The sequence below is a fragment of the Maribacter halichondriae genome (genome assembly GCF_027474825.1).
In the GTDB taxonomy this organism is placed as follows: domain Bacteria; phylum Bacteroidota; class Bacteroidia; order Flavobacteriales; family Flavobacteriaceae; genus Meishania; species Meishania halichondriae.
Genome location: NZ_CP107030.1, coordinates 2,217,989 through 2,229,899, shown reverse-complemented (window position 1 = coordinate 2,229,899; position 11,911 = coordinate 2,217,989). Strand labels below are relative to the sequence as shown.

12 protein-coding genes are annotated in these 11,911 nt (G+C 38.9%); 3 read left to right on the top strand and 9 right to left on the bottom strand.

Translation table 11 applies throughout. The features are described 5' to 3' along the window. Positions 1-187: 187 nt before the first annotated feature. The 3 genes from N8A86_RS10110 to N8A86_RS10100 form a co-directional block, all read right to left on the bottom strand. Complete coding sequence (locus N8A86_RS10110) at positions 188-1,906, bottom strand: S41 family peptidase (protein WP_273568959.1); 1,719 nt, start codon at positions 1,904-1,906, stop codon at positions 188-190. A 105-nt stretch (positions 1,907-2,011) separates the two neighbouring features. Further along, positions 2,012-2,656, bottom strand: a complete 645-nt coding sequence (locus N8A86_RS10105) for a helix-turn-helix domain-containing protein (protein ID WP_273568958.1) — start codon at positions 2,654-2,656, stop codon at positions 2,012-2,014. A 560-nt stretch (positions 2,657-3,216) separates the two neighbouring features. Continuing rightward, entirely contained in the window at positions 3,217-4,464 is a 1,248-nt protein-coding gene (locus tag N8A86_RS10100) for a hypothetical protein (RefSeq protein WP_273568957.1), read from the bottom strand. Between the two features lie 173 nt (positions 4,465-4,637). Here N8A86_RS10100 and N8A86_RS10095 point away from each other — a divergent pair, with 173 nt between their 5' ends. Genes N8A86_RS10095 through N8A86_RS10085 form a run of 3 tightly spaced genes read left to right on the top strand, consistent with a single transcriptional unit; the run spans position 4,638 to position 7,227 of the window. After that, positions 4,638-5,816 (top strand): hypothetical protein, encoded by a 1,179-nt coding sequence (locus tag N8A86_RS10095; protein WP_273568956.1) that lies wholly within the window; start codon positions 4,638-4,640, stop codon positions 5,814-5,816. Positions 5,817-5,857: 41 nt separating this feature from the next. After that, positions 5,858-6,085 carry a hypothetical protein gene (locus tag N8A86_RS10090; RefSeq protein WP_273568955.1) on the top strand — a complete coding sequence of 76 codons (228 nt, stop codon included), beginning with the start codon at positions 5,858-5,860 and terminating at the stop codon, positions 6,083-6,085. Continuing rightward, complete coding sequence (locus N8A86_RS10085; RefSeq protein ID WP_273568954.1) at positions 6,082-7,227, top strand: hypothetical protein; 1,146 nt, start codon at positions 6,082-6,084, stop codon at positions 7,225-7,227. The genes N8A86_RS10090 and N8A86_RS10085 overlap by 4 nt, the downstream gene beginning before the upstream one ends. A 79-nt stretch (positions 7,228-7,306) precedes the next feature. On the opposite strand, the gene N8A86_RS10080 is transcribed toward N8A86_RS10085, so the two are convergent. The 6 genes from N8A86_RS10080 to N8A86_RS10060 form a co-directional block, all read right to left on the bottom strand. After that, entirely contained in the window at positions 7,307-8,062 is a 756-nt protein-coding gene (locus tag N8A86_RS10080) for a LytR/AlgR family response regulator transcription factor (protein WP_273568953.1), read from the bottom strand. A gap of 9 nt (positions 8,063-8,071) precedes the next feature. After that, positions 8,072-9,079, bottom strand: coding sequence for a sensor histidine kinase (locus N8A86_RS10075; RefSeq protein WP_273568952.1), 1,008 nt, complete (start codon positions 9,077-9,079; stop codon positions 8,072-8,074). 55 nt (positions 9,080-9,134) lie between these two features. Further along, positions 9,135-9,992: a serine hydrolase domain-containing protein gene (locus tag N8A86_RS10070; RefSeq protein WP_337251790.1), complete on the bottom strand. Its 858-nt coding sequence runs from the start codon at positions 9,990-9,992 to the stop codon at positions 9,135-9,137. Beyond that, on the bottom strand, positions 9,943-10,236 hold the full coding sequence (locus N8A86_RS21560; RefSeq protein WP_337251789.1) for a serine hydrolase: 294 nt from the start codon (positions 10,234-10,236) through the stop codon (positions 9,943-9,945). The genes N8A86_RS10070 and N8A86_RS21560 overlap by 50 nt, the downstream gene beginning before the upstream one ends. A gap of 129 nt (positions 10,237-10,365) precedes the next feature. Beyond that, positions 10,366-11,187, bottom strand: a complete 822-nt coding sequence (locus N8A86_RS10065; RefSeq protein ID WP_273568951.1) for a ZIP family metal transporter — start codon at positions 11,185-11,187, stop codon at positions 10,366-10,368. 2 nt (positions 11,188-11,189) lie between these two features. Beyond that, entirely contained in the window at positions 11,190-11,846 is a 657-nt protein-coding gene (locus tag N8A86_RS10060; RefSeq protein WP_273568950.1) for a metal-dependent transcriptional regulator, read from the bottom strand. Positions 11,847-11,911 lie beyond the last annotated feature (65 nt).

Here is an 11,911-nt window from a genome sequence, read left to right as displayed (position 1 = left end):
CCGAAAAGCTGCAACTCTCTTAATCCCATTCAATTTTAGTGCCGTAAAAGGTCAATTAACAGGACTACAAAAAGAGACCGTGTTTGGGACACCTCAAAAAACTTCTTATTCGAGAAAAACTATTCTATGAAAAGGCCATTTTATGGAGCTTCCTCTCTCCTCAGTATACCAATTAAAGGAGAGTATACTAGTCCTTTCCTATTATACCCAAGGTATATTCCATAATCGTATCAACCCCGTTTAAATGGTCATCGATATTTTGAACTATTTCATGATCCGGTATAATACCCCTATTGTCAGGCAACGAAGTGGCGGTGGTAACATAGGTATTTCTACCTACTGCATAATTAATATCCGTATTGGGTAGCCTTAATCTTTTTTGGCCACCAGTACAAAATTGGTTGGAACCTAACTCTTCCCCAATAAGAACGGCCAAGTTCAGGTCTTTTACGATTGACATAAAATGACCTGTCGTAGAACCTCCATTACCATCCATAATAAAATATAACTTTCCATTGAAAGCATTGTCGAAAGGAATTACCGGTTCCTCACTCTCATCGAACTGGGCGTTTGAAAAATAGGTAAATGGCTCTTTCGTAAGATACCTGAGTAGAAAGATTCCCGCATCGGATGGGCCACCACCATTACTACGAATATCGATTATTAGATTCTTGATTTCCTTGGACTCCAGTTCCTTGAAACTTTCATCTATGAACTTTTTATACTCTGGAAATCGATTACCGTAATAGGCGAAAGTACGTATGGTCATTTTTGCCGACTTGCCGTCTTCCAAGAAATCTAGGCATAGAGGTTCTTCACACAAATATTTTGGAACTTCCTGAAACTTATTTTCATATTCGGTCAAAGGCAGCAAACGAACGGGTTTATCCCTACCCTTCACGCTAATCTCATAAGATTTTGGGAAACCCATGGCATAAGGAATCACAGCAGTGGTAAAGGCGTTCAGAAAGTTCTTTTTATAGGTCTCAATATCGCCTTGGGAAGATATATGTTTATAGATTTCTTTTTTAATGGTTTCAAAGGGTATACCATTGATTGCGATAATCTCATCTTTGGCCCGTACGATATTTTTATTTACCAATGGATCCAAAATATAGAACGTGCCATTTATCAATCGGGCTTCTATGGGAAAACGTAGAGCCATGGGTATCATCTCACGCTCTTGATAGAAATACCCCATGGAAGTATGGCTACAACTAATATTGGCGATAATTTCACTACAAAGCCAAATGAACTCACTAAACGTGGTATGTTCGTTTATCAAGTTTTTCTTCTCCTCGATAGCCTTCCAAAAATCTTCTTTGGATATAAACTTATAAGCATTCGGATTTACCTCCGTAAGACGATTTCCCAATTCATCCAAATCATCTTTATACGCTTTGACAGAATAGACCTTGCTGAATCTTGATTTGTCATATTCGGCATACTTGATACGGTTGATCCAATCCTCGGCATTTATATTTTTAGGGTCCAGCTCCAGTGATTTTTCGTAATATTTTACCGCCAGAGAATCATTTCCATCGATATGATACGCTTCACCAAGGCTGTCATAGGGATTTGCGGCGTTTGGAAATTCCGAGACCAATAGTTCGAAAATCTTAATGGCATCCTTTATTTTATCCTCCTCTAAAAGTTTGTATCCGAAATCGTTCAATTCACTCTCGTCATCGAAATTATAAGTTTCAGGATTTTCTCTTTTAAGTTGATGGTAATAGTTGATAGTCTCACCAATACTATCACTTTTCGTTTCCATTAGTACATTCCCAATTGACTTTCTTGCGGATGCGGTAGGTTCGGATTTGGACTTGCTGCCTGTAATGGTTTTAGCACTTTGGCAAGCCAAGGTCAAAATCGTCCCTACCAAGATTAGTAGCTTTTTTTTCATTCTGAAAAGAAAATTAATGTAATGCGTTTAGCGTAAAGAAAATCCTTTTTTGAAAGAAGTCCCCATGAATGAAGGGGGTTTGGGTTCGGATTTATAAAAATGAACTTAAAACTGTTCTTTGTACTTGGCCGGTGTCTTGCCAACCATCCTTTTGAAAGTAGTGTAAAAGGTTGATTTTGAGTTAAAACCTGATTCATTACCTATTGCTTCCAGGGTATATTTTGTATCGTCCCGAATAATTCGTTTTGCCTCCTCGATTCTATACTCGTTGACAAAAGAGGTGAAGCTTTTCCCTAGATTATCGTTTAAAACTTGTGATAGTTGGTGGGTCGAGATATTAAGCTGTGCTGCCACATCCAAGGATTTTAATGTCGGGTTTCTATAAGGCTTTTGGTCTCGCATGTATACATATAGCTGTTCAAGTAAAGTATTTGCTTTGTTGTCGTCAATCTTTTTATCCGCATATTTTATGTCATTTTGAAATATCGATGAAACCTGCTTTTTACGAAAAAAGAAATACAGGAAAAAAGAATAAAACAGCACCGAAAAAGTAATCGACCCAATTATGAAAAAGGATAAATCAACAAAGAAGAATATCGTCCATAGAATCAGGGTACCTGAAAGGAGGCACAAAATCCATAATCTAACTTCTGAAAAGTAGTCGGTTTTCTCTTTTTCTCTTTCTTTGGTTTTGAACAATACATAAATCGATGCCAACAGATAACATAACCATTGAATATTAATAGCCACCAAGATGTTTCTTTTCCAAAATATAGGGTCGGCCCTAAAAGGATAGATGAAGTGAATTCCGAGGGCGATCACAATCCAAAATAGGATATGATATTTCCAATAGCTAATAGTCTTACTATCTTTTCTAAGGACCGAAATCACATAAAAAAACAAAAAGGGACCTATGAAAATAAAAGTTATCGGACCAAAAGTGGAATACGCATTCGGTGTAGTATCACTAAAAAAGTAAATCAATGAGCGCAATGCGCGTTCACTTAGGAATAGAAGGAAAAACCCGAATAACCTATTGGAAAAATGTACAGGAATATTGAAAAATATGAAATACAGACTTATCAAAATACTGTTGAAGACACCGATAGCGCCAAAGAAAAATAATATTTGAGCGGTATAACCCATAAATCGATTGACAACTCAAATATAACAATCGTTCGCTAAGAACCGAGCTAGTTTGATCACCTATGTCCCGCATAGTCAAGATAAATATATGGTTAATAAAGTCTTAGTCTTTGTATTCCATTAAACCAATATTGTCCGGGACAATTTACTAGGATTAAGAAATTCTAAAATCCAGAAGTATAGACAACTCCACCATCATTTTTGAATTCAACATTCTGAACCGAACCGCCACCTTCAAAATGAAAATTTATTCCAATAATCTTTTTCGGAGTCTTCGGCACATCAAACGAGAAGATGACTTTGTTATTTATTAAAATATCCAGCTTTTGATTTTTTGAAACACATTTCAATTTGACAAAATCAGCAAAGTCTACTCCAAATCCCGATAAGTCGGTTTTTTTACCATCAATAGATTTCTCAAAGGCATAGAGCGAAATATCCGAAATACAACCTTTATCCGCAAGCGTTAAAACAACGGGGCCATCTTCATGCATTATCATCACTTGGGCGACTTGACAAAGGCTTTTACCTGATTTAAAATCGTTTCGCAAAGTGGTGGTCATTTCAAAATCGTTGGTGTACAATTCTCCAAAATCCCTGACCTGATATAATCCAACGGCAGTTCTTTTGGTACGGGGGTCAATACCATATTTTTTTAGTGCTTCGGATTCTATCGTAAGTCCATTTTCATTTCGGTAGTCTTCCTTATCCAGATAAATAGGCAAAGAATCCGTTTCAATGGTTCCCAACCAATCAGGAGAAGGGATCAAAAGATCCTTTTCCTTGACAATTGAATCGTCAACCACTAATTTGGACTTGAAGTATCCGGGCCAATAGTAAATACTTGTCGAAACGCTATCTTCTTTATCAACCACCACGCGTTTTCGTTCGTCCCAATCTTGTTGTATCTCGATTTTGGCTTTTTCATTTGCAACGGAGGCATCATATGTAAAAACTACGGAATTTGGCAATCCGGTAGTGACCGATTCGCCGTTAAAGGCAAAGTCTTCGGACGTATAAACAGAGGCTTCCTTATCATCGTTGGAATCAGTCCTCCAAAAAAATGCGAAAAAAGAACCTATTAGTACCAAGGATAAGACTAGAATCCAAATTTTGGATGGTTTTGACTTTTTAGAAATTTTCTGTTCTGGCAGTTCTTGCTTATTAGCGCTCACAAATTCCCTCCAATCTTTATGACCTAAAAATTCCGATAGAATATCCAATGTCGCCACGCTGGGGTTGGCAACCCATTCCGCACGGCCCCAAATTCTTTTTAGGGTCGTGACACTTAATCTTTTGTTCGTGGTGTTGAAAATGCGCTCGCTTAATTCCTCAAAATCTTTATTGCTCCATGTATCCCCCGAACCCCATCCTAAGTTGGTTTCGATACATCGTACCAAATGGTCTTTCATGTATAAAGTCGATTTGTCCATAAAAGTAAAAAGGGCATATCGCGCGAGCGACTTTGAACAGGATTAAACAAGATTGAACAAGGTCGGGTATGATAAATCCCTTCGCTCGTGAGTAATTTTAATGCTAATCAAATTTAGTTTTTAATATACGAATAGTATCAAAATCGAACATCATGATGAAAAAAGTATTTCTAGGACTTACCCTTTTATTAGTGGTAAATCTGACCCACGGACAAAAAAAGAAACAAAAGAAAAACAAGGTTATCGAGTTTCCGATGAACGAAAAGCATTGGGATGCGGTAACGGACAATGTAGAATTCCTGAATTACAAATCGGTTCCCGCGGTTCAAAGTGCCAACGAAAATGATATTGGTATTATGCTCAGGGATTTTGAATTTACCGATGGAACTATCGAATTCGATGTTGAGTTCAAGGGAAGCGGCTTTCCCGGAATCGATTTTAGGGTTGACAAGGATACGCTGAATTCGGAGAAATTCTACATCCGTTATTTTGGGACTCCAGATAACTTGAGGAGAACAGCATTGCAATATGCGGCTGTTTTAGATGGCGTAAATATGTGGGATGTTACCGATGAGTACCAAGCGGCAGCAACCATTTATGAAGAAAAGTGGAACCACGTAAAACTGGTAATTCATGGAAGGCAAATGAAGGTATATGTGAATGATACGCAACGTGCCGCTTTGCATGTTCCTGCCTTGGAGGGCATCACTAAATCCGGTGGAATCTCATTAACTGGAAATGTAATCTATGCTAGTTTTATAGTCCGTCCAAATGTCACAGAGGGCTTACCCTCAGAAGAAGGCTACGACCCTACTTATAGTGATTCGCGCTATTTGCGCAATTGGGAAGTGACCCAACCCTTGGATTTTCCATTTGGAAAGGATGTTTTTATGGGTATTCAAAGTAACCCCGGCGTAGCTATAGACCCTGCATATCTGGATAGCACTGCCATTTGGAAACCGATAAAAGCAGGTCATCGTGCTTTCGTGAATCTGACCAAAGAATATGGCGGATCAGATATCGGTCCGCGAAAATTGGCGTGGATAAAGACTGTTATTTCTTCAGAAAGAGATCAAGAGAAAAGGGTTGATCTCGGCTTTAGCGATGAAGTCTGGGTATTTATAAACGGACAACCTTTACATACCGATAGAAACTATTATGGTTCTCCTAGCATGAAATCACCTCGCGGAAGATGCACTATTGAGAATACCTCATTTCAGCTACCCTTGCAAAAAGGAGAAAATGAAATTTTAATAGGTTTGACCAATTATTTCTATGGATGGGGAATTATCGCTCGATTGGAAAATACCGATGGCCTGAAATTTAACTAAAATCACAAATGGAGATATTCACTCCGAAATATAATTTAACCATGACAATAAATTTTAGAAGATTTTTAGTTTTAAGTGTTTTCGCTTTGCAACTTGCTTGTGGGCAAACGAACAAAGAAAATAAAGAGGCTCAAGAATTTCCTTTTACTGCGGAAAACTGGACTCTCGAAAGTGAGGACGAGACAGCAGTTGAAATCAAAATTTTGGACTTCAAAGGCAAATCGTCAATAAAACTGGAAGCCAATCAAAAAGCATATTTACAGAAATGAAGTTCAAAAATTTTGTGCTTGAATTTTATTGTAATGCCTTATCGGGCCCGGGATTTGGATTTCGGATAGAAGACAAGAAAAACTTCGATTACCTATATCTTAGACTGGGTGTGAGTGGTAAAAAAGATGCCATGCAATACGTGCCCATTCATAATGGCAATCTGCCTTGGCAATTGTATAATTATCCGAAATATGAGGGGCAGGCCATGTTTCCGAGAGAAAAAGTAGCCACTTTGATATCTGATTTAAAAGATGATTTAGTTGAGGGAAAGGCAAGCGAAAAATTGAAGAACTTTTTATCGGAGAAGGGTTTTTCTTTTTCTGAAAAATCTGAAGTGGCAATTGCGGATGAGACCATGCGCTATATTTTCGACCCAGAAGAAATGAAAGCAGTGCTTTTCGAAGAAGTCGAAGATGAAATAGTGGTTTTAGATCCTCGAACCTGGATTCATATCAAGGTCGAGGTTGTTGGGGATAGTGCTTCATTTTATGTCGAGGACATGAAAACACCCGTGCTTGTCGTCGAAAATTTAAAGCGCAATGCAGTCGAAGGGGGGATAAGTCTGATTGGCGATGGAGGTGGCGTATATTTCGCCGATGTTTCGATTACTCAATTGCAAGAAGAACAAGAAGAACTCAAAAGCAAACCATCCAAAGAAAAGTTATCGAATAAGTATTTGACCAAATGGGAAGTTTCTGAAATGTTTACCAAAGATTCGGTCAATTTTAAAGAACAAATAGATTCACTGTTTCTCAACAAGGCGGTATTTAAATCCATCGAAGCCGATGATGACGGTTTACTTGATATTAGTCGTTTCAATGATGACATGACCAAAACCGTTGCCTTAAGATGTACCCTTGAATCGGAAGTTGACAAAACTGTTAAATTGAATTTTGATTATGCCGATCACCTAGTAATGCTTTTGAATTCAGAGATTCTGTTTGATGAGGGAATGAACTTTGAATCTCCAGCTGGAAAAGGAGAACAAGGAAGGGTTTTTGTAGAAGATGAAAGTGTTGAACTGAATTTGAAGGAAGGCAAAAATCAATTGATTTTCATGCTTTCGGCAGATAATCGTCAAAAATTCAATTGGGGGTTTATTGCGCAATTAGAAAGTTTGGATGGGATTACCATTGAATAGGTTTTATTCTTGAATCAATAGTTTTTGTCTCAAAATAAACACTCCTACCATGCGGGTCAAAAAGTTCAAACAAAAAAAATCATTGCTCCAACCAATTTCGGAACTCCTTGGTTGCGGTGGAGCTTGTTATTGCATATTCCTTGAATCCTCGAATTTTTAGGGCGAGCCGGTTCTTTGCATACGATTCAATTTTCTCAATGTGTTCAATATTCACAATTTGACTTCGATTGATCTTATAGAAATTCTTGGGATTCAGCTCTTTGATCAGTGAACCTATACTCTGTGAAATACCATGAAGTTGGCCTTGGGAATCAATGATCTTACAAAAATCTCCATTGGCTTGAATCAAGGAAATCTCCGATGCATCCAACAATTTTATGCCTTCTCGTTTTTTAATGGCAAATCGTTTTTTATAGCTTTCATTACGGGCATCAAGTACATTGTTGAGTTTTTTGAAAATATCCTTTTCCAACGATTTTGTCTCAAAAAGAGCCTGGAATTTTTTTAGCGCTTTGTCAAAGTCTTCCTTTAGGTAGGGTTTAAGAATATAGGCAATGCCATTGGTTTGAAAGGCTTCCAACAAATGAGCATCGTATGCCGTACAAAAGATGATCGGAGTCGTCGTTTCCACTTTTGAAAAAACTTCAAAAGAACTACCGTCCAATAGTTTGATGTCCGACAGTATTAAATCATAGGTGTTTTGTTGCAATAGTACCCTGCCTTCCGCTACGGTTCTTGTACTATCCATAGTAAAAGAATCCATGAAAAAATCGGATAGGTAGGAAACCAATTTTTTGTGCGCCGGAATTTCATCCTCCAAAATCAGAACATGCATAATCTCTGTTTAATCCAAAACCCTTAACAAAGGTAATCGGATAGTGAATGTGTTTTCGGTTTCCTCAACCTTAATGGTTTGGTCACTCAACAACTGGTATCTCTTGGATAGGTTTTGCAAACCCGTACCCAGCGACTCATTTTTGGTTCGACCAGTTGCTTTTGTGTTCGTTACCAAGACCGCTTTCTCTTCGATGATGATTCTTGTTTCAATCGTTTTGCCATCTAAAGCTTTGTTATGCTTGACTACATTTTCAAGGACGGTCAAGATGGCGCCATTAGGTAAATAATTCAATTTGGGTGCGACGTTATTGACAATTTCAAAACTATAATCATTCTCAAAACGGGTTTCGATTAAATAGAAATAATTACCGGCCAAATCAAGTTCGTCCTTTAAGGTCACAATGTCCTCGTCTTTGGTATGGATAAGATGCCGATAAAGGGCGGCGAGATGGGCGATGTACTGCTTGACTTTTTCTTTGGGGGAATAGTCAACAAGCGCATCTATGGTATTTAAACTGTTATACAGAAAATGTGGGTCGTATTGCGAACGCAAAATTTTAAGTTCCAACTCTTTTTGAGCACTTTGTAGCTTGACGTAATCAAGTTTGTTTTCGTAATACTTTTTACCGAGTATCAGACCAATCAACATAACCGAGTCAGTGGCGGCCCGGTAAAAATTTTGAACCAGCATTACACCGACAGAAGGTAACTCCCAAGGATGGTTCGCAGTATAATAGTCTCGCCACATATCTAGAAAACCAACAGCTTCCCAAGCTATAAATGCCAACAAAATAAAAACTACATAGTTTTTCCTGACAACCAAGTATTTGTTTATCAACCATCTAAAAATAAATAGTAATAGCAGGTTCTTGATAATGAACCCTGACAGACCCGTGATTATTTCAAAAAAAGAATATTCTTCAATATTCCACCGATACAACAACCAAATAGAGGCACCAATAAAATAAACTAGGATAAACCTATAATCGGATTTGTTGAATTTAAAACCGTTCATTCAAAGAAGTTAATGTACCAAGTTAGTATAAGATAATTGAATTTATAATCGGGTTTCAAGGTGCCATCAAATATTGTAAAAATACCATGGGCAATTGGGACTGATTGGCGTTGGTAAACATCACATATCCCCATTTGGTTTCTGGGGAAACTATAAAGATGCTGGCATAACCGGGATTATTACCGCCATGCCCATAGGCTGATCCAAAAGGAAGTGTAGCTTTTGCAAATCCTAAGGTCCAATCCGTGATTCCCTCTTGTCTTTGAATGTGACCTTCGGGCAGCACAACCTGTGACTTAAAAAGTTCTTCGTAGCTTTCTTTTGACAATCCTTTGTTGTTCATAAGGGCTATTACCCATTTTGAAAAATCCAACGCTTCCGAATGTATTGAAAATGCGGATCCAAAAATAGAGGGGTCATCGTCTTCTTCTACTGCGACTCCCTCGACATACCCTTTTGCCTTATGCTTCATGTTCCTTTTGTCTTGAAGGTATTTGGTGACATGTAACTTCAAAGGGCGAGCAATTCGCTCTTGAAAGATGGCTTCCAGCCCAGCATCATCTGTTTTAAGTATGTGGGCCAACACCTTGGCCAAATATTGGTATCCTTCCCCTGAGTACTCAAAGGAGCTACCTGGTTCAAATTTGATGAACAATTTTTTATCTTCAAAGTCTGACCTCCAGTTGGGAAATCCCGTAGTATGGGAAAGCACCATTCTCGCCGTGATTTTTTTGTAGCGGTCGTCATATGCAATATCTTCATAGGCCAAGTATTCAATGAGTGGTTTGTCTAAATCCAGCTTGCCTTCTTCTACGAATCCCATGACAAAATAGGCGAACAAAGGCTTTGATAATGAAGCACCCTCAAAAATGGTCTGGGCGGTTACTTTCTTTTTTTGCTTCAATATCGGCATACCCTTTAGCCGTATGGTAAACCACTTTTCCATTATTGATTATGGCCACTGAAACTCCTGGCACTTCCAAAGCTTTCATTTGGTTTTTCAAAAAGATGTTTAGCGAATCTGTTGCTATTTCTTTCCCGACTAGGTTCGTTACTGTTTTACTTTGCGATGAATCCTGCCCTACAATTGTTTTGCATGACATTTGCATAGCTAAAGTGATAATAATTGGAATGATTTTTCTTGTGATGAGTAGCATACTGTTCGTTTTTTGATTATTGATGACGAAGATGCACATATCAAAACAGTATGGAAACAGGAAAAAGCAGAAAAGGGTTTTTACACAGACGAATACGTGTAAAAAAGGGACAAGGATACCAACCTAGTCTTAGCCCAAACCAACGTCCAAAGTCATCATCACGATAAAACCTCCGATAAACCCCATCACGGCAACATCGGAATGTTTGTCTTGCTGTGTTTCAGGAATTACCTCTTCAACCACAACAAAAATCATCGCACCGGCGGCGAAAGCTAGCGCATAGGGCAAAATAGGTTGAAAGGTTAAAACAGCCCAAGCACCTAAAACAGCCGCTATAGGCTCGACCAAGGCCGAAGCCTGACCATACATAAAACTTCTTCCTCTTGAAAGCCCTTGTCTTCGTAATGGCATGGAAACCGCAAAACCTTCTGGAAAATTTTGAAGACCGATACCCAATGCTAACGCAACGGCTCCACCAATAGTGGCGCCATCAAAACCTGCCGCGACACCTCCAAAAAGCACCCCAACTGCCAAGCCTTCAGGTATGTTATGCATGGTAATCGCCAAGGTCAAGAGTGTGGTTTTATGCCACGGGGTCTTCACACCTTCCGCCTCACTTTCCTTGAAATTGATATGTAAATGGGGCAGTACCTTATCCAATCCGAAGAGAAAAAGTGCTCCCAATAAAAAACCTGTTGCAGCGGGAATTACCTTTACGAATCCCTCGCCAGGACTCATTTCAATTCCAGGCGCCAATAAACTCCAAAAACTGGCGGCTACCATGACTCCTCCCGTAAAGCCGAGCATTCCGTCCATTACGGCTCTATTCGTGCTTTTGAACAAAAAGACCAGTGCTGCTCCCGCGGCGGTGAGTCCCCATGTGAATAGTGTGGCGTAAAATGCGGCCAAAATTGGGTCGATAGATTCGAAATAATCGATTACTTGTTGCATGGTTATTCCGTTATGGTTAAATAGAGGTTCGAAGCGATTTGATTGGAGATATGAATGTCATTTTCCTTGATCTTGATATGTAGCGAGCCATCAAATTCTTCCCTATCGATGACCGAAATGGAATCGCCCAAGGCGATGTTGTTTTTATCTAAAAATTTCAGAAAAGGGGCCGAAGAATCCCTGACACCAACACAAATACCCTGGGTTCCAACAGGTACTTCGTTCAACAATTTTTTTATGGCCTTTTTGAATTCCCCATTTTTAGAGGGAATAGGGTCCCCGTGCGGATCTACCTGCGGAAATCCCAAGAGCTTGTCCATCTGATCGATCAGCTTCTCGCTCTTGATGTGCTCCAATTGCTCCGCCACCTCGTGCACCTCGTCCCATGAAAAATCAAGCTTATCTACCAAAAAAACTTCCCACAATCGATGTTTTCGCACTAGGCCCAAAGCTGTTTTTTTTCCGATTTCGGTCAAGGAGACCCCTTTGTATTTTTTATAGTTGATGAGACCCTTGTCAGAAAGTTTACGTACCATATCGGTTACCGATGAGGGTTTCGTCTCCATTTGTTCGGAAATGGCATTCGTGGATATGGCCGTACTCTCCCCCTTACCTAAATGGTAAATGGCCTTAATGTAATCTTCTTCCGATAATGTCATCCAAAAATATTTATAGCTATACAAAAATACATTTTTATATGTAAAAACAAATTTTTAGATTTGTC

Excerpts from the sequence above, each read along its gene's own strand:
- N8A86_RS10110 (WP_273568959.1), bottom strand. The coding sequence starts at position 1,906 with ATGAAAAAAAAGCTACTAATCTTGGTAGGGACGATTTTGACCTTGGCT.
- N8A86_RS10100 (WP_273568957.1), bottom strand. The coding sequence starts at position 4,464 with ATGAAAGACCATTTGGTACGATGTATCGAAACCAACTTAGGATGGGGT.
- N8A86_RS10095 (WP_273568956.1), top strand. The coding sequence starts at position 4,638 with ATGATGAAAAAAGTATTTCTAGGACTTACCCTTTTATTAGTGGTAAAT.
- N8A86_RS10090 (WP_273568955.1), top strand. The coding sequence starts at position 5,858 with ATGACAATAAATTTTAGAAGATTTTTAGTTTTAAGTGTTTTCGCTTTG.
- N8A86_RS10085 (WP_273568954.1), top strand. The coding sequence starts at position 6,082 with ATGAAGTTCAAAAATTTTGTGCTTGAATTTTATTGTAATGCCTTATCG.
- N8A86_RS10080 (WP_273568953.1), bottom strand. The coding sequence starts at position 8,062 with ATGCATGTTCTGATTTTGGAGGATGAAATTCCGGCGCACAAAAAATTG.
- N8A86_RS10075 (WP_273568952.1), bottom strand. The coding sequence starts at position 9,079 with ATGAACGGTTTTAAATTCAACAAATCCGATTATAGGTTTATCCTAGTT.
- N8A86_RS10070 (WP_337251790.1), bottom strand. The coding sequence starts at position 9,992 with ATGCCGATATTGAAGCAAAAAAAGAAAGTAACCGCCCAGACCATTTTT.
- N8A86_RS21560 (WP_337251789.1), bottom strand. The coding sequence starts at position 10,236 with ATGCTACTCATCACAAGAAAAATCATTCCAATTATTATCACTTTAGCT.
- N8A86_RS10065 (WP_273568951.1), bottom strand. The coding sequence starts at position 11,187 with ATGCAACAAGTAATCGATTATTTCGAATCTATCGACCCAATTTTGGCC.
- N8A86_RS10060 (WP_273568950.1), bottom strand. The coding sequence starts at position 11,846 with ATGACATTATCGGAAGAAGATTACATTAAGGCCATTTACCATTTAGGT.